This is a genomic window from Rubripirellula reticaptiva (genome assembly GCF_007860175.1).
Classification (GTDB): Bacteria; Planctomycetota; Planctomycetia; order Pirellulales; family Pirellulaceae; genus Rubripirellula; species Rubripirellula reticaptiva.
On sequence record NZ_SJPX01000001.1, the window covers coordinates 1309411 to 1335921 of the forward strand.

The 26511-nt window shown below is 55.9% G+C and carries 20 protein-coding genes; 9 read left to right on the forward strand and 11 right to left on the reverse strand.

Features of this window, described 5'->3' with window-relative positions; genetic code table 11:
• Positions 1 to 54: 54 nt before the first annotated feature.
• From Poly59_RS04665 to Poly59_RS04690, 6 genes are all read right to left on the reverse strand, one after another.
• Positions 55 to 1386 carry an ABC transporter permease gene (locus tag Poly59_RS04665; protein ID WP_146532851.1) on the reverse strand — a complete coding sequence of 444 codons (1332 nt, stop codon included), beginning with the start codon at positions 1384 to 1386 and terminating at the stop codon, positions 55 to 57.
• A gap of 33 nt (positions 1387 to 1419) precedes the next feature.
• Entirely contained in the window at positions 1420 to 2193 is a 774-nt protein-coding gene (locus tag Poly59_RS04670; protein ID WP_186776053.1) for an ABC transporter ATP-binding protein, read from the reverse strand.
• A 38-nt stretch (positions 2194 to 2231) separates the two neighbouring features.
• Positions 2232 to 4070: an HlyD family efflux transporter periplasmic adaptor subunit gene (locus Poly59_RS04675; protein WP_246151379.1), complete on the reverse strand. Its 1839-nt coding sequence runs from the start codon at positions 4068 to 4070 to the stop codon at positions 2232 to 2234.
• A 241-nt stretch (positions 4071 to 4311) separates the two neighbouring features.
• Positions 4312 to 5724: a UTP--glucose-1-phosphate uridylyltransferase gene (locus Poly59_RS04680; RefSeq protein ID WP_146532854.1), complete on the reverse strand. Its 1413-nt coding sequence runs from the start codon at positions 5722 to 5724 to the stop codon at positions 4312 to 4314.
• A 45-nt stretch (positions 5725 to 5769) separates the two neighbouring features.
• Positions 5770 to 6573: a lipoate--protein ligase family protein gene (locus Poly59_RS04685; protein WP_146532855.1), complete on the reverse strand. Its 804-nt coding sequence runs from the start codon at positions 6571 to 6573 to the stop codon at positions 5770 to 5772.
• A 7-nt stretch (positions 6574 to 6580) separates the two neighbouring features.
• A complete protein-coding gene (locus Poly59_RS04690) occupies positions 6581 to 10069 on the reverse strand; it encodes an ABC transporter permease (protein ID WP_146532856.1) in 3489 nt (1162 codons plus the stop codon).
• Between the two features lie 497 nt (positions 10070 to 10566).
• Between Poly59_RS04690 and Poly59_RS04695 the strand changes: the two genes are divergently transcribed.
• The 7 genes from Poly59_RS04695 to Poly59_RS04725 all read left to right on the forward strand — a co-directional run bounded on the left by Poly59_RS04695 (position 10567) and on the right by Poly59_RS04725 (position 20024).
• Positions 10567 to 12528 carry a TolC family protein gene (locus Poly59_RS04695; protein ID WP_246151380.1) on the forward strand — a complete coding sequence of 654 codons (1962 nt, stop codon included), beginning with the start codon at positions 10567 to 10569 and terminating at the stop codon, positions 12526 to 12528.
• 67 nt (positions 12529 to 12595) lie between these two features.
• Positions 12596 to 13537 carry an RluA family pseudouridine synthase gene (locus Poly59_RS04700; protein ID WP_246151381.1) on the forward strand — a complete coding sequence of 314 codons (942 nt, stop codon included), beginning with the start codon at positions 12596 to 12598 and terminating at the stop codon, positions 13535 to 13537.
• A gap of 243 nt (positions 13538 to 13780) precedes the next feature.
• Entirely contained in the window at positions 13781 to 15940 is a 2160-nt protein-coding gene (locus tag Poly59_RS04705; protein WP_146532857.1) for a tetratricopeptide repeat protein, read from the forward strand.
• Positions 15941 to 16073: 133 nt separating this feature from the next.
• The gene (gene ribD, locus Poly59_RS04710; protein ID WP_146532858.1) at positions 16074 to 17156 is read left to right on the forward strand and encodes a bifunctional diaminohydroxyphosphoribosylaminopyrimidine deaminase/5-amino-6-(5-phosphoribosylamino)uracil reductase RibD; all 1083 of its coding nucleotides are present in this window, start codon (positions 16074 to 16076) and stop codon (positions 17154 to 17156) included.
• 83 nt (positions 17157 to 17239) lie between these two features.
• Positions 17240 to 18349: a hypothetical protein gene (locus tag Poly59_RS04715; protein WP_146532859.1), complete on the forward strand. Its 1110-nt coding sequence runs from the start codon at positions 17240 to 17242 to the stop codon at positions 18347 to 18349.
• 565 nt (positions 18350 to 18914) lie between these two features.
• A complete protein-coding gene (locus Poly59_RS04720; RefSeq protein ID WP_146532860.1) occupies positions 18915 to 19133 on the forward strand; it encodes a hypothetical protein in 219 nt (72 codons plus the stop codon).
• A gap of 360 nt (positions 19134 to 19493) precedes the next feature.
• Positions 19494 to 20024, forward strand: coding sequence for an efflux RND transporter permease subunit (locus Poly59_RS04725; RefSeq protein WP_146532861.1), 531 nt, complete (start codon positions 19494 to 19496; stop codon positions 20022 to 20024).
• Between the two features lie 169 nt (positions 20025 to 20193).
• Here Poly59_RS04725 and Poly59_RS04730 read toward each other — a convergent pair whose 3' ends face one another.
• Complete coding sequence (locus Poly59_RS04730; protein ID WP_246151382.1) at positions 20194 to 21705, reverse strand: hypothetical protein; 1512 nt, start codon at positions 21703 to 21705, stop codon at positions 20194 to 20196.
• A 204-nt stretch (positions 21706 to 21909) separates the two neighbouring features.
• On the opposite strand from Poly59_RS04730, the gene Poly59_RS04735 reads away from it, so the two are divergent.
• The gene (locus tag Poly59_RS04735; protein WP_146532862.1) at positions 21910 to 22677 is read left to right on the forward strand and encodes a hypothetical protein; all 768 of its coding nucleotides are present in this window, start codon (positions 21910 to 21912) and stop codon (positions 22675 to 22677) included.
• 11 nt (positions 22678 to 22688) lie between these two features.
• Here Poly59_RS04735 and Poly59_RS29245 read toward each other — a convergent pair whose 3' ends face one another.
• The 4 genes from Poly59_RS29245 to Poly59_RS29250 form a co-directional block, all read right to left on the reverse strand.
• A complete protein-coding gene (locus Poly59_RS29245) occupies positions 22689 to 22853 on the reverse strand; it encodes a hypothetical protein (protein ID WP_186776015.1) in 165 nt (54 codons plus the stop codon).
• Positions 22854 to 23043: 190 nt separating this feature from the next.
• Positions 23044 to 23508: a DUF971 domain-containing protein gene (locus tag Poly59_RS04740; RefSeq protein ID WP_246151383.1), complete on the reverse strand. Its 465-nt coding sequence runs from the start codon at positions 23506 to 23508 to the stop codon at positions 23044 to 23046.
• A 39-nt stretch (positions 23509 to 23547) separates the two neighbouring features.
• On the reverse strand, positions 23548 to 24822 hold the full coding sequence (locus Poly59_RS04745; protein WP_246151384.1) for a phenylacetate--CoA ligase family protein: 1275 nt from the start codon (positions 24820 to 24822) through the stop codon (positions 23548 to 23550).
• Between the two features lie 200 nt (positions 24823 to 25022).
• On the reverse strand, positions 25023 to 25196 hold the full coding sequence (locus Poly59_RS29250) for a hypothetical protein (RefSeq protein ID WP_186776016.1): 174 nt from the start codon (positions 25194 to 25196) through the stop codon (positions 25023 to 25025).
• Here Poly59_RS29250 and Poly59_RS04750 point away from each other — a divergent pair.
• Complete coding sequence (locus Poly59_RS04750; protein ID WP_146532863.1) at positions 25195 to 26382, forward strand: DUF1559 family PulG-like putative transporter; 1188 nt, start codon at positions 25195 to 25197, stop codon at positions 26380 to 26382. The genes Poly59_RS29250 and Poly59_RS04750 overlap by 2 nt on opposite strands.
• Positions 26383 to 26511 lie beyond the last annotated feature (129 nt).

Here is a 26511-nt window from a genome sequence, read left to right on the forward strand (position 1 = left end):
CACCGATGGGTGATCACTGACCGCAGGTAACTTTCCACGTTCCGTTCGCCATGATTACTCGTGACGGAGGGCTTCGATGGGATTCATCTTGGCAGCTCGAATTGCCGGGTACAGACCGCTGATCAATCCCACACCGACGGCGATGGCGACGGCCAACGGGATCGTCCAATAGACGATCGCTGGTTCGGCTTCGCGGATTGCGGCTGGCAACGCCGCAAACTTCTCTGGCAAGCCTCGTTTGACGCCAATGATCGCCAAGCGGTAAGCCGGCAAACTCAACAACCCGATCACGATACCGAGGATCGCACCGGCGAAACTAAGCACGATGGTTTCAACCAAAAACTGGCGAGTGATATCGTGTTGCTTCGCCCCCAACGCGCGACGAATGCCGATCTCGCGAGTTCGCTCGGTCACGCTGGCTAGCATGATGTTCATGATCCCGATACCGCCGACGACCAACGAAATACAGGCGATCAAAATTCCGATGCCCAAAAACATCAGCTTCATGTTGCGGGCTTGTTCCAGCAGTTCCAGCGGTACGACTACGGCCACATCGTTTAAGTCACCGTGGGATTGGGCCAGTAAGCCTTCGATCATTGCGGCCGAGTTCTTGACCTGATCTTGGTTCTTGGCCTGCAAGGTGATTTGATTCAGTTCCATGATTTCCATCTGGAACTGGCCACTGCGACGCGTGACGATTGTGTCCCCGATTCGTTTGCGCAACGTGCTCATCGGGATGTAAACGTCGGCTGAAAAATCTTGCGAGTCCAACGACCCGCCGATTGCCGCCGATGCATTTCGGTGCTGCAGCACGCCAATGATTTTGTACTTGTCAGTATGTTCGGGGACCGTAACTCGTTTCCCAAGTGGTTCTTCAAATGGGAAAAGTCGATCGGCCACACCGGATGAAATGACGCACACGGTGTCGGCTTTAATTTCGTCAGCATCGGAAATGAACCGTCCGCCACCGTTGCGAATTTTCAGATGGTTGACGTCCGAATACGTTGGTGTGCAGCCAACCAGACGACCGTCAATGATGCGATCTCGGTACGTGAATTGGCGACGGATCTCGCGGATTGGAATGGCCGTTTCAATCGTCGGAACGTTGACCAAGATCTTTTCCAGGTCGCTGCGTTTGAGGCCATACTGAGTCGCCGACTGTCCCGCCAATTTGTCTTCCGGCGGCTTCTGGCTGCGGACAATAATGGTGGTCGATCCGAGTGACTCAATTTGCTTTTGAACTTGGTCGCTTGCACCTTGGCTGATTGCGGTCAACACGATCACCGCCCAAACGCCAATCATGATGCCAAGCATCGTCAGTCCGGTGCGCAGCGGGTGCAGCGCTAGACTTTTGATTCCCAGTTTCCAAGTACGAAGCCACAGCATGTTTGCTCGATTCCAAAAATTGTTTATCGCTTGTTACTCGCGGGCCAGAAACTCGGCCACGGCGGCAGCTTGCTTCTCACGCATTTCGTTGCGTTCTTGTTCTGTGACAACTTCGTCGGTATGCAGCAGACCGTCCTTGAGCCGTACGATTCGCTTGGCACGCATGGCGACATCGTCTTCGTGCGTGACCATGATGATGGTTCGGCCTTCGGAGTTTAGTCGGTCAAAAATCGCCAGGATTTCGTCGGTCGTGACTGAGTCCAGGTTGCCCGTCGCTTCGTCGGCTAAGACAAAGAACGGATCGTTGATCAGCGAGCGAGCGATCGCGACACGTTGCTGTTGGCCCCCGGAGAGCTGCGATGGACGGTGGCCAAGTCGGTCTTTCAGGCCAACCTCCGTTGCAAGCGCGACGGCACGTTCTCTTTCCTTCGGTCCCAACCGGCCTTGGTAGTACAAAGGCACTTGAATGTTTTCAAGCACCGAAAGTTGTTGGATGAGGTTGTAGGACTGGAACACGAATCCGATTCGCTGGCTGCGAATATCGGCTAGTTGGTCGTCCGTCATCGAGGCGATGTCGTCGTCGCCCAACATCAAGCTCCCGCTGGTGGGCTTATCTAAGCAGCCGAGCAGGTTCAACAGTGTACTTTTTCCGCTCCCCGACGGACCCATGATCGCGACGTAGTCGCCTTCGGGTACGTCGAATGAAACGCCACGAAGTGCGCGGACGGTTTCGCTCTTAAGCACGTACTCCTTGGTCAGATTACGGATCGAAGTCGCCAGCCGTACCGGTGCGGATGGCGCCGGTATATCGCTTCGATTTTCAGTTCCGCGGACCTTTGACACACTCACTGCGAAGCTCCGCCACCTGCACCGCTGCTGAACCGAGCCTTCATCGACTTCAACAGTTCCGCACGTGTGACTTCACCGTCGCCATCCTCGTCAGCCGCCAAAGTTCCGCTGCGCCAGCGTTCATCAATCGAACCGATTTCTTCAGCCGACAGTTTACCGTCACCGTCGGTGTCGCTACGTTCCATCGTACGGGAAACCATCGCATTGGCGTCTGGTGGTCCTCCACCACCGCCTGGTCCCCGTCCGCCTGCGCCTTGTCCACCGCCTAGCCCACCTGCACCTGGACCACCTGAATCTGGTCCACCGCCGCCTCGAGGGCCTCGTTCACCAGCGCCGCCTTGTTCGGGGTCACCGACAATGACTGGTGGGGATAGTTTCTGCTCGGCGCCGAGTGCTCGCATTTCGCTATTGTCTTCCGCTTCGACGTCCGGCAACTCCATCAACGTCAAGTGTTCCCGTAGGTTCAAGACCACTTCGTCGTTTTCCTTCAGCCCTTCAGCAATGCTCGCCATCGTATCGTTGGTTGCGCCAATTTCGACTTTGACGGTGTCAAACGAAATGTTGGATCGCTTGACCAGTGTGAACATCTCACCGCCGTGTTCGTACAAGCCCTGGATTGGAATTTGCAGAGCGTCTTCGAGCTGTTCAACGAAGATCTGGACTTCCGCGGTCATACCGGTCCGGATGTTTTCCGGCGGATCGCGAATTTCGATGATCGTTGCGTACTCTTTGATCGAAGAACTGAAGAAACCGCCCGGCTCGGCGTAACGATTTACTTTCTTGACGACTCCCGTTAGCTTCATTCCGGGGATCGCATCGATTGAAATCTTTGCTGGCATGCCGCCTCGCACCAACGTAATCCGCGACTCGTTGATATTGCATTTGACTTGCATTCGTGTTGGGTCGGGCAATCGAATGATGGCTTGCCGTTCGCGTACCGTCGCTCCGGCTTCGACCACAAATTCGGCGTTGCCACCACGACTGCTGAATCGGTTGGCATGGACAACGACTCCGTCGGATGGTGCGTACATGACGCATTTTTCGATTTGTACTTCGATATCATCCAGCTCGTTTTGCTCTTCCATCAACTCGCTGGACGCAGCGGATAGGGTGGCCGCGGCGGCTTCGATTTCGCTGTCGAACTGGACCACCATCTTCTTTTTGGTGAGGTCTCGCAGCACCCGCAGCTGGCCTTCGGTGGCTTTCAATTGGTTGGTTGCGTTGATGACGGCAAATTGGTCTGCCTGCAGTTGCAGTTCTTTGACTAGACCCTTGGCGACCAGACGTTTGCTGCTTTCAATCGCCAACTGTGCCTTCAGCAGGTTTTGGTTGGCGACGGCTTCAGCACTTAGCAGCGCGCTTTCTTCGGTTTTAAAGACGCCCTGCAAATATTCTTCTTTGGCGATTTTGGCTTGTTCAAGCTGGGCCTGGGCTGTCGTGACGCGTGCTTCTTCGGTGATCACCTGAATCTTCTGCTCTTTCAGACGCAGTTCCAACTGTGACGAATCGAGCTCGACCAGTTTGTCGCCCTTGTTGACTTTGGTGCCTTCGTCGATGACCCACAAAATTGAAGTTCCGCCGTTGCCACCCGAAGATTTGACTTCGCAGATCACTTCGGTGTTGCTGCTGCTTTCGATTTCACCCTGTTCAAGCACGATGTGGTCGAACGATGCTTTCGAGACCACCTGGGTGATCAGATTTTCAGTGTCGACGCGTGAATCGGGGTCAAAGAAGAACCGATACCCGACCGCGCCGATAATTCCGACCAGGATCAAGCAAACCAGAAGTCCGCCTAGCATGCCGCCGCCGCGACTGGAACTCCGTCGAGTACGCATGGATTGATTCATAGACATTGGCAGTCGTCTGATGGCGTGGGCGGGATGGGGGGAGGTAGGTAGGGCGAACACAGTCGCAAATACAGTCATTCGCGACAGACATTCGTACCCCGGGCGGACTCTCGTCCTTCATCGAGCAGTGGTGCAGTGTTATTGAACCCCGGGAACCACTCAAAGGTTTCGCTGGCCGCCAAGACGCCCCAATGGCGGGTTGGTGCTTGGATTGGCCTTCGTATTCTAGTCAGGCGTCAAAGTAGTGGTCGGAATCGATTTTTGAACTTGTAGGAATTTTTTCGCGAAGTTCGTCCGCCGATAGCGCAAACCGAGGGTTGATTTCGACCTGAATACCGTCGGCGACCTCGGCGCCAGCCGCGACCAGCCAACTTTTGTGAAGATCCGAGAGTGCCTTGCGAGCCAGGGACGCGGTGTCCGTGGGCGCTCCTTCGGCGTTCTTGATCGGCGCAAATGCTTCGCTGGGCAAGGCTTCGACCACAAAAGCATTTTCGGCTGAAGGCAGCAAATCAAAAATGAAACGTTCGAACTTCGTCGCATTCGGCTCAGTCGGTTCAACCGGCAGGCCTGACTCGTCCACGAAGCCAACCTTTTTCGAAGCTCGGTGAAAAGGCAACGCGTCAGCCGATCGGCTCATTCGTCGTAAAAAGGCGACGTCAATCACATGGATGCCGATGCTGCCGGCCCACAGTTTCAGGCTGCCGTCAGGGGCAGTGGCATTGGCCGAAGTTTCAGGCAGATCGCTATATTCGATCACATTTACTTTTCCATCGACCAACACAATGTTGCCGACTTTCTCGGTTGCAAAGCGTTTGCGGACCACTTGAGTGGTCATTTCGCTGGCCGCCATGACGTGATGCCCGATCAAGGCCGGGTCGCACAAGTTGGCAAGTGGATTGTCGACTTGAATGTAGGCAAGGTACTTAACGCCCCGAGCGTCGGCATCATCCAGACATCCCGTTTTGTCTAGTGCACGGACGGTTCCGCCGTGACCATCGGGGCTAAGTGCCAGTGAGTCCTTCGATGCCAACAGCAACTTGCCGGTGGCGGCGTCGACGGCCGGCATGGTCCCCTGTTTAAAGATCCGGACTTGATCGGGGTTCAGTCCCAGATATCCGTTGCTTTCGAAATAAATGCGTGTGTCGGCGTCCGTCGCGTCGCTGGTCATCACGTACCAAGGCACTTCGACGTTGTAACGTCTGCCAATCGCGATCAGTCGATCAGCGAAAATTTGAAAAAGCGTTCGGTTCGAAACCGGACCCGCGGGAAACATCCCCTTGGGTTGATCGAAACCCAACCGAGTTCCCTGTCCGCCTGCAACCAGGATTGCGCCGACTTCGCCCGCAGCCAGTGCAGCCTCGCCATGTTTGACGGCTTCTTCGACCGACCAAGCGGCTCCGGTTCCATCCGCCAAGACTGATGGTGGCGACATTGCCCGGTCTGCCATCGCCGCAAAATCTTGCTTGACGTCTTCACCGGCCAGCAATGTTGCCAACTGGTCCAGATCAAGGTCTTGGATCTGCGAAGCAAGTTGGCTCTGGCCGGCGGAGTCTAGTTCGTCCCAAAACCGCAACACACCGTCTTGGCCAAAGGGGGCGAGTCTTGCTTGCAGTGCCTGGCGAGAAACGTTGCTATCAGTCATGGAGAAAACAGAGCTTAGGAGGGACGGGAATTGTTTATAGAATAATCAATGTCGGAAGTGCCATGAATCCAAATCATATCGTTCTCGACGAAGCCGATCGACATGCTCAATCCAATCAGTCGCTTCAATTGTTTGAATCGCGCCGAATTGATCTGCTAAGTCGCTGGCGAATGTGTCTGGATCAATCGGTGCGTTGGTCACAAATTCGCTGTGATTTCGACCGTCACGATATTCCGGTTGCCGCGGCGCACCCGTCAAACATCGGGCCAGCAAATCTAAGTCTGCGTCAAAGAGAATGGTTCCGTGATATAGCAAATGTCGCTTTGAAATCCGCAAGCTGTTGCCCGAACATTTGCGATTGTTCCAAGTCAAATCGCAGATCCCTTGAAGCTTTGCGTCTGGCACCTGAACCTGGGCGGCTCGCAATACCCGCGTCATGACATGGTCATGAGCGGCATCGATTTTTTGTAACTGCGGTTCTTCTTTAAAACTCAGTACAACACTGTACATCAGGCATCCCGGGCCACCGACCACCGATGCACCACCGCTGCATCGACGCAAAATCGGAATGTCGTTCTGGCGACAAAATTCGCGGTCGACCTCGTCGTTGACTCGCGAAGATCGTCCCAGCACAACCGTGGGGCGATCGAATTGCCAGACGCGAATGGATTCCGTGTCGGTGGATTGGTCCGTGCTGGCAACGACCGAGTGGTCGTCGCAGACGCTCGAAACTTCATCAGCGATCAACAGCATTGTCTCGTCCGTTGCCAAATGATCGGCCGGTGCGAGAGTTTGTTTCGCGTCGACTCGATAAGTGATGTCTCGCACCAGATCGTTCAAAATTTGCATGTCGGTTTCACTCTGACCGCAGTGATTCAAGCAGCGGCATGCGGCTGACCCGGCGCACCGCCACTAAGCCTGCCAGCATTCCAAACACGATGATTCCGATCACCGTGACAACTGATTCAGTGATCGGTGGTCTGGCACCGCTGACCCAAGAATACGGCACCACCGCGATCACTGCGCACGCGGCCCCGCACCCGATCCCGGCAAGCAACAGGATCGCCGTTTCGCCCATCACAATCGTTGCCAAGCGGCGCCTGGTAAATCCGATCGCCCGCATCACGGCAAGTTCGCTGCGCCGTTCCAAGACGCTGCGCAATTGTGCGACAGCTAAACCGATTGTTCCCAACAGCAGTCCCAGTGCGCCCAGGCTTTGGAAAGTCCGCAGGTAAGTGTTCTGGACCGCCAGCATTCCAGCCAGGACTTTGTCTGCATTCGATACATCCATTCCGACATCACCGAGTCGGTTCTCAAGTACTCTGGCGACCGCGCCTGTTGAATCCTTCGACGCATCAGTCCTAGGGCCGATCAAGTAGAGCCTGTATCCGCTGATGTTTTGAAACGTCGTTTGGAAATTTGCTTCGCCAATGATCAGGCGACCTTGCAGCATCGAATTGGAAAGCAAGCCAACGACGCGAAAAAAGACGGGCTTCCCGGCTTCGTATTCGAACGACCGAATCTCGCCAACCCCGCCCATCATCTGCAGACTCCACATCGCTGTGTTCTGATCGATCACCACAGGAATCGGGTCCGCTTCGGTTCCCTGCGCTGTCGCGTCAAGTAACCGCCAAGGCGATTGACCGCCGTCGACTTCGTCTGTGGCTATCCATGCAAAGTCGGCGTCGAAATCATCGGGGACGCCAATCACGGTTGGCTGCGTTGCTTGGTAGAGGTTGTTGCAACTAGCGTCTTCGCCTAGCCGCAGTCGCATGCCGACGACCTTCGTGTCGGCCAGCTCTTTTGCGTCGGGGCCAAGCAGTTCGGATTGAACGGTTTGGTCGCTCAGGTCACGGTAGATCGGCTGCGCTGTTTGCGCGATCCAGGTGAACCCGCCAGTTCCCTGCTGAGTAGGTTGCAACTGAAACGCAGCGATCGCGATGATCAAGAACGCTGCGGTCGCCATCAAGCCGATCGTCATCGTGCTGCGCATCGGATGACGGGCCGCACTGCGGCCCGTCATCCGAAGCAGGGAGTATTTCGTGGCGCCGCCGCTACTGGAAATCTGTCGAGGCCGGCGCAGTTGGCCGTACATCAATACCAAGAATGCCATCAGCAACATCATTCCGCCACCGATAAATCCACCGGCTGCGGTTTGCCCACCCGAGACCGCACCAAAGATCGCCAGTCCGATCGCGATCACCAACAACACGACTCCGACGATCGTCAAGTTGCCCCGCGAACCCTTCGCATTTGGCGGTGACGCCGTATCTAAATCGCGTCCCGACATCAGTGTCTGAGCATCAAATTTTAAGATCCAGCGAATCGTGATCGCCAGTGTCGCCATCGCAACCAACCATCCCGCAACCGCGCCAATCGCAAGGCTCTTGAACGTCCAGTGGAAAGTCAGAAATGGAACGGTCACCGCGCCAACCCACCAAGAACGCAGTGCCCACAACACAAATACCGCGTAGGCAATGCCGCCACCGATCCCGATCACAACCCCAACGGACGCGACAACCATTCCTTCGCCCATCGCTAGTTTTCGAACTCGCGAGGGCGTCCAGCCGATCGCCATCAAAGTGCCAAACTGTTTTGCTCGAGAAACCAACCCAAGTCGAAACAGCATCGCGATCAACATCACCGCCGACAGAATCACAAAGAAGCTAAGTGCCAAGAACAATCCGTCGAAGGGAGTCGTTCCATTGGATGCGGCTAACTGCTGCATTCGAATCGGCCGAGGGGACCAGCCCAGTTCGTCGCTTGCTGGTTTTAATGCTGCGACGACAATTGATCGCAACTCGCTTGGGTCGTCTTTGCCATCGGTCCCGATACGCAAACTGGTTGTGTCGCCGAATCGGCTGCCAAACAATCGACGGCCAGCTTCCAGTGGCAAAAAGGCTTTCGGCGTCAGCCGATAGTTGTTCCAGTACTGGTCGTCGGCTTTTGAGATTTCACGTTCCAGTGGAAACGGCAAGTCCCAGTCGCTAATTGAGTTTTGGTCGGTCACGCCTGGAACGATCGGTGTCAAACCTGGATCGTTGAAGACCGTCGGGGGCGTGTCAAACTCGGCAGCGCGTCGGCGGTTGTACGGTTTGGATGGTTCGGTGATCGGAACCACTTGAGTGACGATGGCTTCAAAGAATCGCTCGACTTCTTTGCCGTCGACGACTTCTGGTTCGAAGTAGGCGACTCGCAATCGAGTTCCAACCGCAGCGTCCAATTGTTTGGCTGTCCAGTCGTTGATCACCAGTGGCACCACGTTTGAATTTACTTCGCCGTTGGGCAAGTCGTAGATCAATTCGATACGCTCGGTTGCACCGGGGTCCAGGGCGTCGACTTGAATTCGGTCGATTGCTGTGATCGTGCTGTACGGGACAGACTTGATCACCTTGCCCGATTCGTCCAGTCGTTCAATCGCGTTGGCCAAGTAGGTCATCACCGGGACGACCACGCGACTGGGCAATGCTTGAGTGACTCGCTGGACCACTGTTTCGGGCAACATCAACTGATCGCTCGTCAGCGACTGGTATTCGAAGATCACTTCGTCGGCGAAGGTTTGCTTTGTCGCGGTCAATGAAAGGCCGAGTGAACCCAAGTCGATATTCAAGTCCTTTGCTTCGATCAGCGAATCGAACAGCATCAAGTTTGCTTGACCAGTCCGGTCGAGCGTCTCGGCCATCAGGGACCGAGACACGTAGACATTCAGAGGTGCCGCTTGGCTTGGCGAAATTGCAAATCGTCCGAGCCCTCGGTCGGCGATGATGTCCAGCACTTTCATTCGCGGCAAACCTTCGCTGCGACTGTCGCGTCGGCCCAGCGGGCTGTCGGCCGGCACGGCCTGTTCACTGGGCAGTCGCAGGGTCACTTGGTCGCCAATCGAAACGCCAAGCTCAGTCGCCGCAGAGGCATTCAAGACGACGCCGGTTTGGTCAGGCAGCGTTGTCGGCTTCAGTCCTTGAGAATCCAGGCTCCAAAAGTCATCGTCGATGCCGATGATCTGGACGGCACCGGCACGCTGGATGTCACCTTGCTCGTTACGTGTCTCGACCACGCCGGTCGGAAAGTAGATCAGCTTTGACGCCGATGCATTTTTGCCAACCAGGTTTTTGGTCGGGAAGAAGGTGCCCGGGGCGACAATCGATTCAGTTCGTCCGAGTCGCTCGATGGTCAAACTGCGAAGACTGCCTCGCATCGAGTCACCGACCAGCAACGCACCCACGATCACTGCTGTTGCCGTTGCGACGCCCAACGCCACCGACGCCGAAACTCGCCAGGAATATCGGGTCCCTGCGGCGATCATTCGCTGGTTTGTTAAGGGTTGTTCCGCAGTGGGGGCCTGCATCAAATCACCGTTTGGGGCTATCGGAAATTGTCATTTTACGTCCTGCGGTCGTCTCGCAGGCAACCGTTCTATGACGATCGCTCGGATCGGGACAGCCGAGTTGACTTTTCTAGCCTTGCGGAATCGAACACGATAACATGCTTGACCGTGTCAAAGCTCGCCGGGTTAGACGTCGGCGGACTCGTTCAAGCCGACAATGTTTTTCGGTCAATGCGGCCTTTGGCCAAGTGATTTCGCCTTGCCAACGGCACGCTTTTTCCCGCGGGAACGGCCTTTACTGGCTAGTTTGACGTTTCGATTAGGAAATTGATCCGTGCAAAGGTCACGTTTCGACGATTGAGTTGACTTTGCGGAATGGAGATCCCATGGTTGTGTCGATTGCACGACGTGGAACGGTGTCGGTGGTCGCGTTGGTTGGCTGCGGCTAATGAACCGATAACGAAGTTTGGGTCCCACGGTTTGCGATCCAAGTTCCACTCGGTCAGGGAAGGATCCCGTTGTTACCGTCTAAGAAACCTGCTGCTTCGGTATCTGCATCAACGAACTTTCGTCGTGCTTGTGTCGTTGCCTGCGCGGTCGTTTCCACGGTTGGCTGTTCGGCAAGTCGCTTTGCGAAACCCGATTCGAGTGTGAAGCCGGACACGCTGGTTGAATCGCCCATCCTTGATTCCCAACAGCGGTTGCTTGATCAGGCGGAATCGATTTTTCAGCTGGTGTCGGTCAGCGAGCAGCGAGTCACTCAATATGACGAATCGGAACATGACTCGCACTTGGGCTTGGTCGCGGATGAATCGGTCGCGGTCGGCGAGGTTTCGTACTCGCCCGATCCTGTCGCCGAGTCGGCGCAGCCACGCGATGCTAATGTCGTCCCCGACCAGTTTTATGACCTGACCGAAAGCCAAATGTTGTCGCTGGCGCTGGCGAACAGTCCTGTCTTGCGACCGCTTGGAATTCGAGTTCTCGATAGTCCCGCCGCGGCGACAACCGTTTATGACACAGCCATTGCGGCGACGGATCCATTCTATGGACCGGCCGCCGCGCTTGCCGAGTTTGATACGCGTTTGACGGCAAGCTTGTCATCCCAAAATAACGATCGTGTCTTCAACAATTCCACCTTGGGCGGTGACGTTCAGCAACTGGTTCAAGATTTTGCCTCGCTCAACACTGGCCTTCAAAAGCGAAGTCTGAGCGGTGCAGCGTTCAATTTCGATACCGTTCATGCGTACGACAACAACAACCGGTCTGGCAACAGTTTTCGAAGTTATTGGGAAAATCAGTATCAGTTCGGTGTTCGGCAACCAATCCTGCAGGGTGCTGGTCGTGAGTTCAACCTGATCGCTGGGCCAAACGCTCAACCAGGTTTCAATTTTTCAAACGGAATCTTGATTGCGAGACTGAACAATCGTATGTCCGATGCCGATTTTGCAATCTCATTGCGGACATTCGTGCGCGACTTGTATTCGGTCTACTGGGACTTGAAGCGTCAATACGAGAACTATCAAAACGTTCTTGTCGCCGAAGAACTTGCCTGCCGGACTTGGCAAAGCGTTTTGGCGAAATCGGATGCAAGCGTGACTGGTGGCGAAGCGAACAAAGAGGCTCAAGCTCGTGCGAAGTACTACAGCTACAAACGCCAAACGCAGACTTCCCTCGGTGGTGATGGGTCGCAAGAAGGACTTTACGTCGTCGAACGCAAACTGCGGCGTTTGATTGGATTGCCGATTGTCGATGGAGAATTGCTTCGCCCGGTCGACGCGGTGCCCTGTGCACCGATGAAGTTCGACTACGATGCATTGATTACGCGAGCGATGGCAAGTCGAACCGAGCTGACGCGACAGTCCATGAAGGTCCAGCAGCAGCAGTTGCGGTTGATTGCAGCCAAGAATTTCTTGCTGCCCCAACTCGATTTGATCGGGCGATATCGATTGAGAGGTTTTGGCGATGATTTGACGGGAGATGACAGCGGCGAGCGTTTCGCGAGCGCCTACAAGGACTTCTTTTCGCTTGATCACCAAGAGTTCGAATTTGGTGTCGAGATGGGAGTCACCGCGGGGCGACGCCAAGCTCGTGCGGCTGTCCGGAATGCGGGGCTTCAGGTCAATCGCGAACAGTCCGTCTTGGCCGAACAACAGCGGACCGTTGAGCATCAGATCAGCGATGCTCACGCTGCGGTTGCATCGGCCTATGCGGCGATGGAAACTTCACTAGCTCAGGTTGATGCGTCGCGAACGAGGTTGGAATCTTCGCAGGCTCTTTTTGTTGCAGACAAGATCCAGATCGAGTTCATGCTGGACGCTCAGGAAGAACTGCTTCGAGCCGAAACTCAACTGGCTGCGGATCAAACGCGGTACGCGATGTCGCTCGTGGAAGTGAATGCTGCAACAGGCACCTTGCTAAGCGATCTGGGCATTCACGTTCAACACACCGCTTGTCAGTCTCATGCCGTGTTTGCGTACTGAGCGATTTGCACAGCGGCGTTGGAGTTTCGGGTATCTATTTTCCGCTCATGAGTAAACGCGGGCCGAAATGATCAAGACCTTCCGATTTGATCCGTTGCCCGGCGCGCGGCCGTACGAGAATCCACGCTCGATGCGGGTGCGCAGGCATCAAGCTGGATTGTCGCTGTTGAATTTCTTGTTGGAGTTTCATCCGCCGACTCGGCGACAGAGTTGGCTAGACTGGATCGCGGCGGGCGACATCACGATTGACGGTCAATGTGCCCAGGCGGATCGAGTCGTGCTGGCGGGTGAGCGGTATGTTCACACGATGCATGACGTGTGCGAACCGGATGTTGCACCGGAGGTGGTGGTGCTGCACGAAGACGACGCGATTATTGTCGTTGACAAGCCCGCGCCGATGCCAGTTCATCCCAGCGGGCGATTCAATCGCAACACCTTGCTTTGTTTGTTGCAAACCGTCTATCTCGACGACAAGCTTCGCATGGCTCACCGGCTAGACGCCAACACCACGGGCGTGGTGGTGGTTTGCCGAACGGCTGCTGCAGCTACGTCCATTCAGACTCAGTTTGCCAATCGGCAAGTCAAAAAACAGTATGCCGCGGTCGTGCATGGGCATGTGACTTGGGATGACTACGTTTGTCAGCTGCCGATCCAAAGTTCGGCGGATTTGTCGCCTAAGCAGAACACGATTGGATCGCGAACCGTTCATCCGGATGGTTTACCGGCGGAAACCATCTTTCGAGTGCTGGAGAGACTCCATGACAACACGACTCGAATCGAAGCGATACCCATCACGGGGCGTACGAACCAGATCCGTGTTCACTTGTGGGCGATGGGATTTCCGATTGTCGGCGATCCGCTTTATCTGCCAGGCGGCAAGCTGGGCCAGCAGCAAACGCTGGGCGTTGGGGATCCGCCGATGAGATTGCACGCTGCACGATTGATGTTTGTCCACCCGCAGACCGGCCGCGAAGTCAGCTTTGAGAGCCGTTCAAAAGCGACCGATTGAATCGCGACGCTAGCTTTTTCCAGAGAATGTTCGGTTTAGGTTTTTGCAAGTTTCGAGGCACGGAGCGGTCAAGGTAACGTCGGCGACCGCTTGCCAGCGTACACCTGCGGCTTTGGGACGCGTTTGCGGACGGACAGGTCGCTTTGCCGGTTGGTGGTATGGTGGTCGGCGAGGGCGAGGAAAGGTGCTAAAGTCAGTGTCTAAACCGAGATCCGATCCCTATCCAGTGGACCCATTTTTCCGATGACTGTCGATACTTACGCGATTTGCCCGTGCGGCAGCGGCAAAAAAATCAAGTTCTGCAAGTGCAAGGACTCCGTTCACGAACTCGACGAAATCATGAACATGATCGAGGGTGGACAGGTTGTCCCCTCGCTTGACCGATTGTCGAACATTCTTTCCGAGAATCCAGATGCGGCTTGGGCGTTGGCGATTCGCGGTCGCTTGTTGCTGGATTTGCGTGAGTACGATTCGCTGACCGAGAACGCCGAACGGTTCATTCGGTTGCAGCCTAGTAACCCGCTGGCGCTGACTCAGTCGGCCGCCGCGTTGTTGTTTCGTGGCAAGCAAGAAGAAGCGACCACGAAGATGTTAGAGGCGTTGACCGAAAGTGGTCGCGATGTCGACGCATTCGTGTTGGACGTGTCGTCGGTGCTGGCATACTCGTTGGCTCAAAGCGGCGTCTTTTTGACCGCGCGTGTTTACGCGACCTTGGCGATGATGGCATCGGGTTATCAGGGTGGGCAAACCGCGATGACAGTGCTGCGTCAATTGAATTCAGCGCCGACGATCAGCCAGTTGATGAAGGCCATTCCCGAACCGATCGAGCGACCGGAAGGCGTCGAGTGGGGCGAGCGTTTCGATGAAGCAGCGACGCTGCTACGAAGCAATAAGGTGATCTTGGCTGAAACGAAGTTTGAGTCGCTGCGACGGACCGTTCCGAAAGAGCCCGCGATTCTGCTCGGTCTTTTGACTTGTGCCATTTGGCGTGGCGACACGGACTCGCAATCAGATTTGTTGAAGAAGTTGTCGGCTTGCGAGTCGCTTGATTTCGAACAACGTGCTCGCTATCTGGCGATGTCAGCGCTGGCGAAGCCAGGTGCCCCGGATGCTTCGGTCGCGACGGTGACTTTGTCGGCTGATATTGACAAGGCAGACGAAGCCGAAATGGCGCTGATGACCGACGCTCGCATGGTTTCGTTGCCAGCCGACTTGCTGCAAGGCATGCGGACCAGCGAAGAGGACGTGCCGCCGAAGTCTGGTTTCCAGATTCTCGATCGCGACAAACCGGAATCGTTGGAAGTCTTGCCAGCGGTCAATGACGTCCCCGAAGCGATCGCGATGGTGTTCGTTTACGGTCGGCAAACCGACCGTTCGGCTCGTGTCGAAGTCATCGAAGTTCGGAAGGAAAACGTTGCCGAAGTGCGATCACGCATCGATGGTGTACTGAGCGGTTTGACATGGACAGAAACAGACGGCGAACAGTTGCCGTTGTTGGTGGGTTGCCAGCCAGCGATTGCGATGTTGCGGTTCAAGGCAAATCCTGCCGAAGCCGAGAAGCTGCAAAACGAGCTGTCCAATACTCGCATGGCTGCCGCAATCGTATCGCTGAAGTTGCCGATTCTTGGCGGAGCATCGCTGCAAGATTTAGCTGGCGACGAATCGAAATTGCTCGAGCGAACTGCTGTGGTACGCATTGTCCAACAATACGATTCGATCGCGGCAAAGGGCGACGTTGTGATGGACGAAGTGGTTAAGTTGGCGGGCTTGGCGCCGCTGGCAATGATCACGCCAACCGACGAGCAGACTGAATCGATCGCCAACGAAGATCTGAACTTGGTTGACCCAAGCGGTTTGAACGGCGAATCGATGATCTACTTGCTTCAGCGCGCTCAACAGGTTTCGGCAACGCCAGCGACTCGCCGATTGGCGACGCGTTTGATCGATGCGGATTTGACCGACGAACAGAAGCCAGCCAAGTTGCTCGCCTACATGTCGTTGATCAACGCTGCGGAAGGCGCTACCGAAGCCATCGAGTTGATGGATAAAGCTAAAGCCTTCGCCGCGAGCAATGGTCTTTCAACTTCGAATCTTTTGCTGAGCGAAATCGGGCTGCGTTTGTCCGCGGGTGATGGACCGGGTTTCCAAAACACGCTGCAAGAACTGACCACTCGCTACGGCAACGAGCCTGAAACGATGGCGCGTTTGCAGCAGATGTTGATCCAGTATGGCTTGATCAATCCAGACGGCTCGCCACGCGGTGGTCGCCCTCCTCAAGAGCCAGCCGCTGCTGGCGGTGGTTTGTGGACTCCGGACGGTGGTGGTTCGGGGGGGCCGGCCGGACCTGCTGGTCCACCGCCATCCGATGGTGGCAGCAAGTTGTGGGTCCCAGGAATGGACTGATCGATCTGGCTGGCCAGTTGGTCGGTCGGATGGTTCGCCGTTTGCGAAACACTGAGAGTTTCGATTTAGAATTTTTGATTTGAGATTTGAAGTCGTGTCTCTTTGTGATTCCACTGACGCCGATCATCGTTTTATGTCCGCAGCCATTCGGTTAGCATGGCGCGGGCAGGGGCACGTTGAACCCAACCCGATGGTCGGTTGCTTGATTGTTCGTGACGGTGTCGTGATTGGTGAGGGCTATCACGCTAAGTTCGGCGGACCGCATGCGGAAGTCGCGGCATTGCAGTCACTCGATTCAGTCGATGATGCTCGCGGAGCGACGGCCTACGTCACGTTGGAACCGTGCTGTCACTTCGGTAAGACACCACCGTGCGCCGACGCGCTGGTCGATGCCGGTGTCGGCCGGGTTGTGATTGCGATGCAGGATCCATTCGAGCAAGTTGCCGGCGGCGGCATCACGCGTCTGAGGGCTGCGGGGATTGGAGTCACCGTGGGAGTTCTGGGCGATGAAGCGGCGGCGATGAACGCACCGTTTATCAAACGAGTTCGCGAGGGTCGGCCCTGGGTGATCGCCAAGTGGGCGATGACGATTGATGGCCGGATCGCGACCGAGAGCGGTGAAAGTCAGTGGATCACGGGTGCGTCGTCGCGTGCTGCGGTGCATCAATTGCGCGGCCGCGTCGATGCGATTGTGGTCGGCATGGGAACCGTGATCGCAGACGATCCGATGTTGGACGCGCGTCCGCCGGGCGCTCGTGTGGCCAACCGAATTGTGTTTTGTCGGCGGCGTTTGCCCGGCATCGATAGCAAACTCGTCCGCACTGCAGCGGGGGTCCCACTGTGGTTGGTGGCTGGTCCGGAAGTGGATGCTGAAAAATTACGGCAACTCGCATCGTTGGGAGCCAAAGTCATTCCGGTGGCGACAGGCGACGGTGTTGGGATGGTCGATCAGGCGATTGGAGAGCTCGCGAAAAACGGTGCGACCAACGTGATGTTGGAAGGCGGTGGCGAGCTTTTGTCTAGCTTTTTTGCGGCGAATCAAGTGGATGAATGCCACGTCTACATCGGCGCCAAAGCTTTTGGGGGTGCGGCAGCACCTGGTCCCATCGGCGGAGTTGGCGTTGCCAGTCTGGACCAAGCGTGGCGTTTTGAGCTTCGCGAGCTGGATCGCTTTGATGGCGATGTGCGGCTGATTTACCGCCGTAGCGCGGACTGATTAAAAGTTCCTCTTCATTTACTCAGCGGTTTCAGGCGATACTGACCTATGGACTCGTCGGCCTGCCCGATGAGGGTCGGCCAATGCGTCCACCGTACCGTTCGTTCCCATCGCCGCTGCGAAGCGGCCTACCCGAAGAATTCGGGGAAAGAGAGGGTTCAGGGATGAGGTGGCGTTTGCTGTTCGCCTTAATCGGCTTGTCCATCACGGGCGTGACGTCTTTCGCACAAAGACCGCCCGGGGCTGAGGGTCTTGCCGCGGGGCGATCGAGTCCCAGCGAGTTTGGCACCGCCGAATTTCGCGACGCAGGTTTCTTTGGCGGGGCTCACAACCAACCTGGGGTCGTCAAGTTCATGTTAGTTCAAGGCCGACTGTGCCTTGATCCACCGCGACACCGAAAGGGTTCGCAAAGCTGTCGAGAAGGTGACGTTTTCGAAAGCATCTGTGTTACGGCCCAGCGTGGCGTACCGTCGCTTCAGTACATCTGCCAGACGCCGCACCAGGACCTTCGCGTCAATGTTCAAGACGCCGATGCGGTGCGCATCGAATCCTTTTTGCCCGGGCGATCGCAACGTTCAGTTCTGCATCACCAACGGTCCGGTGATATTGTTTGGCAGCGGACGGACAGCAAAGAAAGGGAAGAAATCGTTTCGGTGACCGCATCCACGCTGCTGCACCTTCGGCACAGTCATCCCGCTGATTTCGATGCTCACTTTGGGCATTTGATCTCGCGGATCTTGCAAGGCACGTCACTGCAGACACTATGCCAGCAGACCGAGGCTATCTTGATCGCCGAGACCGCCGCCGGAACCGCCGAGTTCAGCGAGTCTGACATTGCGACAGTCGTCGAAGGACTTCGTTCACCTCGCCGCGGCGTTCGAACCCAATCAGTACGAACGATACTGGCTTGGGGGACACCCGCGCTCGCTTCGCTTGATGCGGTTGATCGTAGCACGTTGGACATTGAACAGCTCGATCGGCTTGATTTCATTCGCAATCAACTGCGGCAACGAACGCCTGATACCCCGCGGACCCTGGCCAAGTTATTGATCAACGACCCGGCGTATTGGCTGTCGATCGCCGATCAACTGTCGCACACCGATAAGCAAATTGCAGAAAATCGGTTGCGGCAAGTCGGGTTCGAGGTATCGCTGCTTGAGGCCGATCCAGTGGAGTACGTCGCGTCGCAGTAGCGGCGGCATGCCTCAATCGGGGCGACTTCGCGGGAACGGTGGCCACTGCTCGGCCATTGCCGGCGATAGTCAAGCACTCACCCAAGCAGATCGAGATTCGTGAACGCGAGTCTCGGATCCTACAGCTCGCCCGCCCGATGGTAGCCGCGGGAAGGATTGCTGCGCTCAGCATGGGCGCCATCGCACGCGAAATGCGATACGCCAACGGCACGATCCATAACCACCTTTTCCTGCAAAGAACAAAATTCTGCTCGCGCTGGCGATCCAGAGTACCGAGACTCGGCTATCGCTCTTTCATATCGCCAGCAGTCCGAGTCGACCTCGCGAAATTCGATGGCGGCGATTGGATTGCTTGCGAGGATTTCCGCAATCGGTTTGCTGACCTGCTCGCGATTGAGACTCTGGTCCGGCACGCCACGATCTGGGAAAAGGCCAGTGATCGGCGACCAGAAACGCTAATGGATTGCGAAAGCCGAACGGTGTCGTGGGTCGCTAGCGTCGACCAGCAAGCGATCGAAGCCGGTGATTTGTCGTTGCCTGGGGAGGTACCAAGGTCGAGAAAATCGTGTTTGGGCTTTGGTCGCTGACTTATGGCGGAATGATGATCGATTCGACTTCGCCCGGACTCGGAAAGGTTGGCGTTCGCGACATACTAGCCGCGATCCGTCGGAACTGTAACGCGATGATGGACGGCGATGGTTGGACACCGCTGTACCACGCCGCCAGCTATCGAAAGCTTGTAACGCGAGTCCGCGCGACGCTCTTGCGACAGATTCCTACCTAACCAGTTGCGGTTACCAACGTTGAATCGCCAGCTGGTTTTTCCCGTTGTGTCGGTGCCCACGCAATCACCATGAATCGTAGCCCCATGTGATCTTCGGGTGACCGACGGTTCAAGACTCGATTGCCGATACTGGTTTGCACAAACGGATGTGTCAGCGTCGCTGCTGGTTGGCTGGTTCAGCAAAACAATGATCCGGCGGGTGCCGGTTTGTCGTCCAGTGATTCGGCAGCCGATCGTGCGACGTCCCGTTCACACGCATTGCCCGTTAACGTCATGATCGCCAGGAAGCCGCGCTAGGGCTGGACGCCTCGTCCGTCGCTGCTCGTTTGCAGGGATCCGGCGCAAAGGGGGGCGTCGGGAATGATGCGCACCGATGACCAGCAGTTGGCGATGGAAATTGCGGATCAATTTGAACAAGCCGGTGCGATCGGCGATACGCTGATCAAGTCGGGTGTTGTTAGGCGAGTCGTACGCGTCGGCGATATCGCTGACATCACTCGCGGATGTTCCGATCCGCTGTCACGTGATGCTGTCATCAATGATTCCCCCCCCGCGGTCGCACTTGGCGTCATGGTGCGTAAGACGCAGCGCATCGACCTGTGGCGTGCTGATTTCCAGCAGGTCCTCGATCAATATCAGTCTCGGCTACCGGCCGGTTTGGCGTTAGATATCATGCTTAACCAAAACAAGTACGGCGAGCAGCGGTTGTCTTCACTCGCCGGAAATCTACTGCTTGGCGTGGTTGCGATTGGCTTGGTCTTGTTGACGCTTGTGGGATGGCGAAGTGCCATCGTCGTGGCGTTGGCACTACCGCTGTCTGGGTTTACGACACTGTTTGCTCTAAGACTGTTGGGGAATTCCGACATCATTCGATGTCGGTCACAGGAATGATCATCGTGATCAGGTTGTTGATTGACAACGCGATCGTTGCGGTCGATCAAGTGGTGGTTGAAGTGAACGCAGGGGATTCGCCAATGGAGGCCCTTCGAAAAACGGTTGCAAAGTTTGTGGAACCCGCTCGCTTTTGTCGTCCGATCGAGGCGAGCAGAGATCGAAGCGACTAGAGACCGGCGGCCTCTGCTTTGATCAATGCCCCAAATTCGGCGATTTGTTTTCGGTCGCCAAGTCGCCGCAGGTTCTCGGCGAGGACAATGTCATCCACCACGCGTATGAATCGCATGTGCATCGCTTGGCGTTCTTCTTCGTCCATTTCTGTGTCGTCCTGATCCATCAGCTTGACCATTCTCGCATACTTGGGGTGCCGCTTGATGGATCTGACGAATTCGTCGGCGCGTGATGTCACCAGTTCGACCGCGACTGGGTTCATCACGTTGGCAAGCTCGGGCCAGCGTTTGATCAAATCACTCGTGATGCGTTTGCGAATCGTTTCAAGTTCAACATCGGTATCCGATCGGCGCGCCCGAGGTCGCCGCCGACCACGTTGGGGCTGGCCGGCTTCCCACGCCACGGTGATCCGATCGTCACTGTCGAGTCCAAGTCGCGATGAAAGGCCTTCCAGAATCGCTTGTTGAGCTGGTGTGCCGAGCGGCAATACCAACGAATAAGTTTCGTCATTTGCCAATAAATCGAATTGGGCATCCGAGTCACGTTCACCAGCGAATCGGCTGTGGATATTTAGGTACTCGCTTGATGTGGTCAGTGGAATGTCGATCGTTGCCGCGTTGATGACCGTGTAGGCATGGGCCTCGTTGAATCCGACCTTGCCGTCGTTGTCATAGTCGGGCAGTTCGATGGGATCGCCCGATCGATCGGTACCGTGTATTGCAGCCCAGAAATAAGTGCTGTACTCGACGTAGTTGGTTTCATCGACATCAGGCGTGCATCCGGCGGCCGGCCGATCATGGACGGTTGCAAAGAACCCCACGCGTCTCTGTTTGGCCAGCCCTTTCTTGGGGTCACCGTTGACGTAACAGAAACGTGAAAACCCACCTGCGTAACACTGCACCATGACAACCACGACATCAATATCGTCCGGCAATTTGTCAAGCAGCGACGAAAACTCGGACATCTTCAGCGACGAATTTTCCCATAGCGCGATCTCGGTATCAAACGGCTTTTTGTCTTTGCTGCTGGGGGTTCCGTGCGCGGTGACGTAGACAAACAAGCGATCGCCTGACTTGATATTCTTGGATGCTTGATCAAACCATTGTCGCACGTTGTCGGCCGTGGCTGCGTCGCGGGCACCCGGGACTTGATGGTTTCGGTAGAAAAGGCCAAGGTCGTTCGTATCACCAAACAGTTCGGCCATCCACCGATTGGCTTCGGGGATCGACGCCGGGTCAATCACTTGCAGGTCACTCGCTGGATCGTTGCCGTCGGCGAAGTAGGTGTCTGCAACTGGCTTTGGTGATCCTGTCTTCGCGGCGTAAGTGGCTTTGATCACCCGTTGGAACAGCAGCACGTTCTTTTCCAGCGATACTTGGTTTCCCGATGGCGCGTAGCCGCCGCCAATTGTCAGGAAGTGGTCACTGGCAGTTGTGCGCCGGTGTCCCACGCCAAGCGATGCAACAGCGGACAGTCCCGCGAGTGCGGCAATCCAAACGTATTTCATGGTGACTTGCCAACACTCGGTAGAACGAAGGAGGAAGGGATTTGGCCGCGGCAGTTGTTTTTGGCGCCCACGGCTATTCTAACTTGGGCCAGGGATGGCTGTGTCCAATCCCCTACGTTCTCGACGCGAAGGCGTAGAATGCGTGAACGTGCGTGACTTGATCTCGTCGACAACAACGTCTTCCTTTTGAAATCGGATCGTTCTATGAGCCAATCAAACCCCTATGCACCGTCGACGCATCTGCCCGTTTGCGATCTGCAGATCCGAAAAGTCAAAGTTCGTCCGCTGGATCTATTAAAGCGTGGTTACCGGATGTTGGGTGATCAGTACTGGTTGTTTCTGGGGATCACGATTGTCGGCATGATTGTGGGGTCGGCGGTTCCTTTTGGCCTGATCTTGGGGCCAATGCTGGTTGGCATCTATGGATGCTATGCCGCACGCGAACGCGGCGAGACGGTTGAGTTCGCTCAGCTTTTTCGAGGCTTCGATTCATTCAAAGAATCGTTCATCGCCTACTTGGTTGTCTTGGCCGCCGCGATGGTAGTCATGATTCCGGTGATGATCGCGATGTTTGTCATCGTGATCTTGCCGATCGCCTCGTCGGCGGCGCAGAACGGCGGCAATGGCGGACCTCCGCCAGGCTTTCCAATTGCGATTTTGGCTTTCTATCCGGTAATAATCATCCTGAACATCGTGATTGCGATTCCGTTCCTGTTTGCGTTCCAGCTGATTGCTGATCGCAATATGCGCGGGATCGACGCGGTGAAGGCAAGTGTGCAGGGAGCGCTAAAGAACCTGTTCGGCATCACGTGGTACATGGTGGTGCTGACCTTCATTTCGCTGATTCTGGTTTGTATGTGCTACGTGCCAGTGTTCTTTTTCTTTCCCGTTTCGTTCGGAGCAATCTTCTTGCTCTACCGAGACATCTTTCCAAATCCTGGTTCGATGCAATCGTTTGCACCTGAGAACTAACGGTCGAAAGGCTACTTTGAGTTGACCGATTCTCGAGTCGATCGCTTGTCCTTCTGTTGATTGCGATCGAGCCGTTTGGCCATGGCATCGGTCTTGCGTCGTTCTTCTCGCAACACCCGTTGTCGAGGGTCTGCAGGCTTTGTTAGCCACTGACGAATCTGGTCGAACAATCCCATCGTATTCCCTTATCTTTAGCCAAGCAGAAAAGTGGGTTGGCAATGTCCCTTCCAACCTCTGTTGCCGAATCATAGGCGATCTGGGCGTACCGGCGCTGTCGAATCTCGGAAACTTGCGGTAGAGCGCCGCTGGCCGGGGGGCGTGTTGGTTCCCCATCGCGATCGGCTTCGGTAGGGGGGTAGGCCGAGGCTACGGTCCTTCGTGCAACAAGACGAATGGGAAGATGCCCGATCCATGCCCGTCACTGAACGCAATGTTGTAAGCGTAGCTGCCGACCGGTCGCATGGACTCGATTGTAAGAGGGCGTGCTTCGGCGGCACTTAGCACTGGCAATCCGACGAGCTTTCCTTTCGCATCGGCTTTCTCGGCCTCGCCCCGTTTCTTTTCGCGGCACGTTGCACACGGGCATGCTTTGCGAAGCTGCGGCGTTGTCCATCGCGTCGTGGTGTCATCGCTCCACTTGATCACGATGGTCGTATCGCCATCGCGATCGATTGAAAGCGGGACCACATCAGTCTGTGTGAGTTTTGGTTTGATGGGATCACGAAGTGTCATTGGCTTTAGCGGTTCGTAAGGGATCGTAATGTAAGGGATCGTAGCGAAACTAAGTTCGGGACATTGCCCTTCCGCAAGCGGGAAGGTTGGTTTGTGCATGGTGAACGTTGACGTACCGGGAAACCCGACTGCATTCGGCTAGCGTCGATCAATCAAACGCTTCGCTTTTGCTTCGAATTTTGGCAGCGATTCACTAGGTAACGCTTGAACGTCGATTCGCATTGCCAATCGATCTCGTAGCAGTCCGGCCAAACGATCTGCGCTGGACTGCTCTGCTTCGACTTCGATCGCTAATTGGTCCATGTGGTTTTTGCGAGTGACGATGATGCGAAATTCTGCGGTTGATTCGACCTCGCGAATGATGGCTTCGATGCTGGACGGAAACACATTGACGCCGCGGATGACGATCATGTCATCGGATCGCCCGAGGACTCCGCCGTCGAGCCACAGGAACTTGCACGGTTGGTCATGGTTTCGATAGCCGCGAACGATATCGCCGGTGCGGTACCGAAGGACCGGACCGCCGAGACGTCCAAGACTGGTCAGTACTAATTCGGCTGGTTCGCCGTCGTCTACTGTTCGGCCGCCCGGTGAATCGTCGTCAAAGACAAGGCATTCGGCAATGAACTCGGTTTCGATTACATGAATGCCGCGGCCATCGTCGCTGCCGAAACCCCACGCGCCAACTTCGCTGGCACCGGTATGGTCAATGACCTTGGCACCCCAAGCATGCTCGATCGTATGGCGGATCGACGCAATGCTGCCGCCCGGTTCGCCGGCGACGATGATTCGCGACACTGTGTTCCTAGTCAGGTCGATACCAAGCTTCTTGGCAACTTCGGACAGGTGCAGCGCGTACGTCGGTGTGCAGCACATGACGGTGCATTCATAGTCGTTGATCATCTGCAAGCGATTCTCGCTGGACATGCCGCCACCAGGAACAACGGTCGCGCGTCGGCGAACCAGCGCATCGTGTGCGGTCCAGAAACCAATAAATGGTCCAAACGAAAACGCCATCAAAGCAACGTCTTGATCGGTCACGTTGGCTGCATCGAGCACGAAGTCCCAACATCGCAGCCACCAGGCCCAGTCATCAGGCGTGTCCAGCACCGCCATCGGAAATCCACGCGTGCCGCTGGTTTGGTGTAACCGCGTGTATTGGCAGCGAGGCAAATCAAACACCCGCCCAGGCGAACATCGAGTGTCGCCTAGCAACGCGTCCTTGGTCATCAGCGGCAATGACGCTAGGTCCTCGAGCGATTTGAGCGGAATCAAAGAACCCGCCAAGTGACCAGAGAAATACGGACGCTCGCAAACTTGCATCAGCATCGTGTTCAGCTTTCCTAACTGAATCGATCGCAGTTGATCCGACGACAAGGCTAAAGAGTCGCGGTAGGCGTTTTCGGCTGACAAAGTGGCGCTCAAAGGGGGCAAGAATCATTGTGAAGAAGTCGTGAATCTCCGATTCGCTCCATCTTACCAAACCCCGTGCGGATGATGTCACATACGCAAAATCGCCGGCTTTTTACAAGATTTAAGGACGCTGGTTTCACAAAGCGGCGAGTTGTCTCAATCGCCGATTGTGCAGGAACCATGAAGACTCTGTGAGATGGCTAATTGGCTGTTGCAACCAAGCGGTTTGGCGACAAGGATTCTCGCGTTGCCTGATTCGGACGGATGGAATCCGCCCGGCTAGCGCAGTAGTGATTACGGCCGTCGTGTGGATCGAGTTCGGTTCCCGCGAGTGCCGCGACGAACAATTCAAACAACAAGTTTCTTGTCAACATGCGACGAATCGGATTCACTCTTATTGAAATGCTAGTTGTCATCTCGATCATCGGCATACTCGCAGCTCTGCTGCTTCCTGCAGTGTCGAAGGCGCGTGAAGCCGCTCGCAGTGTCGAGTGTCAAAACAACTTGCGGAACTTTGGTGTCACGCTGACCGCGCGGAGCGCCCAGTCGCCCGACGGCGCGTTCTGTACCGGTGCGTTTGACTTGCAACGCGACGGCGTGCCCACCGAACAGGGCTGGGTCGCAGACCTGGTCAAACGAGGAGTCTTGGTTGGCGAGATGCGTTGCCCCAGCAGTTCGGTAGTGACAAGCAAGGCGATTGAGCAAATGTTGACGATGCCGCTGATCGAATTGCAGTCGACGGACTGTCTCGATCATTTGGGCAGTAAGTCGTACACCGACGAAATGGGACAGTTGATCAAGAACGTGTGTCGAACGATCTCGGACGACTCTTTGTCGCCGCTCGATATGAAGCGCGCTGAATTGATTGATCAGAAAGCCATTCAGAAAGGCTACAACACGAACTTCGCCGCATCATGGTTCTTGGTACGTACCGAGCTTCGGCTTGACGAAGACGGGAATCCCGATGCCGGTAACGCTGCTTGCACTGACCTGGACACCAAGAGTCGCAACGTGACTCGCGGACCACTGACGACTCGCGATTTGGATAGCAATAAGGCTTCGTCGAGTACCGTGCCGCTGCTGTGCGATGCTGCTGCTACTGGAACAATCTCGGCCGCGGTCGGTGAGATAGAAAGCGGATCGTTTTACGGAACCGGTATCGTCGGCGGCCCAATTGGCAATCGCAAAGACATTGACAACGACGCGGACGGAACGCCGGAAACGCCCAGTGCTTTCTTGCTTTCGAAGCCCACGTTCGCCGTCGGCAGCAAGAATCGCACAGGTGCCGACGGTTGGTTGAAGCAGTGGAACCATGACACGCGTCAAGACTATCGCGGCATGTCACCGCTGCACCAGGGCGTCGTCAACGTGTTGATGGCCGACGGTTCGGTGCGTGGAATTGTCGACGCGAACAACGATGGGTTCATCAACAACGGTTTCGATGGTGCCGATGTGGTGACGCCGACGAATGGTCCGTTTTGGACAGACTCGGAAATCGAAGCAGAGACGTTGCAGTTGGCGAGTTTTTACTCGCTTGGTTCGCACGGGAATGAAAAGTAGTTCAGGTTTCTTATTCGTACTCATTGCTGGAGTCGGCGTAGGCTCGCAGCGGCAGGCGTCACCATAGGAGGATTGCGACCTAACCAACTTCGTGATTGATAAAGCTTAGGCCGCAGTTTGCGGTAGGAA

What these genes read in the sequence shown, in the direction of transcription:
- Poly59_RS04715 (WP_146532859.1), top strand. Translation starts at nt 17,240, where the DNA reads ATGCGTCCACCGTACCGTTCGTTCCCATCGCCGCTGCGAAGCGGCCTA.
- Poly59_RS29250 (WP_186776016.1), bottom strand. Translation starts at nt 25,196, where the DNA reads ATGTTGACAAGAAACTTGTTGTTTGAATTGTTCGTCGCGGCACTCGCG.
- Poly59_RS04705 (WP_146532857.1), top strand. Translation starts at nt 13,781, where the DNA reads ATGACTGTCGATACTTACGCGATTTGCCCGTGCGGCAGCGGCAAAAAA.
- Poly59_RS29245 (WP_186776015.1), bottom strand. Translation starts at nt 22,853, where the DNA reads ATGGGATTGTTCGACCAGATTCGTCAGTGGCTAACAAAGCCTGCAGAC.
- Poly59_RS04730 (WP_246151382.1), bottom strand. Translation starts at nt 21,705, where the DNA reads ATGAAATACGTTTGGATTGCCGCACTCGCGGGACTGTCCGCTGTTGCA.
- Poly59_RS04700 (WP_246151381.1), top strand. Translation starts at nt 12,596, where the DNA reads ATGATCAAGACCTTCCGATTTGATCCGTTGCCCGGCGCGCGGCCGTAC.
- Poly59_RS04725 (WP_146532861.1), top strand. Translation starts at nt 19,494, where the DNA reads ATGATGCGCACCGATGACCAGCAGTTGGCGATGGAAATTGCGGATCAA.
- Poly59_RS04750 (WP_146532863.1), top strand. Translation starts at nt 25,195, where the DNA reads ATGCGACGAATCGGATTCACTCTTATTGAAATGCTAGTTGTCATCTCG.
- Poly59_RS04740 (WP_246151383.1), bottom strand. Translation starts at nt 23,508, where the DNA reads ATGCACAAACCAACCTTCCCGCTTGCGGAAGGGCAATGTCCCGAACTT.
- ribD (WP_146532858.1), top strand. Translation starts at nt 16,074, where the DNA reads ATGTCCGCAGCCATTCGGTTAGCATGGCGCGGGCAGGGGCACGTTGAA.
- Poly59_RS04680 (WP_146532854.1), bottom strand. Translation starts at nt 5,724, where the DNA reads ATGACTGATAGCAACGTTTCTCGCCAGGCACTGCAAGCAAGACTCGCC.
- Poly59_RS04685 (WP_146532855.1), bottom strand. Translation starts at nt 6,573, where the DNA reads ATGCAAATTTTGAACGATCTGGTGCGAGACATCACTTATCGAGTCGAC.
- Poly59_RS04735 (WP_146532862.1), top strand. Translation starts at nt 21,910, where the DNA reads ATGAGCCAATCAAACCCCTATGCACCGTCGACGCATCTGCCCGTTTGC.
- Poly59_RS04665 (WP_146532851.1), bottom strand. Translation starts at nt 1,386, where the DNA reads ATGCTGTGGCTTCGTACTTGGAAACTGGGAATCAAAAGTCTAGCGCTG.
- Poly59_RS04675 (WP_246151379.1), bottom strand. Translation starts at nt 4,070, where the DNA reads ATGCGTACTCGACGGAGTTCCAGTCGCGGCGGCGGCATGCTAGGCGGA.
- Poly59_RS04690 (WP_146532856.1), bottom strand. Translation starts at nt 10,069, where the DNA reads ATGCAGGCCCCCACTGCGGAACAACCCTTAACAAACCAGCGAATGATC.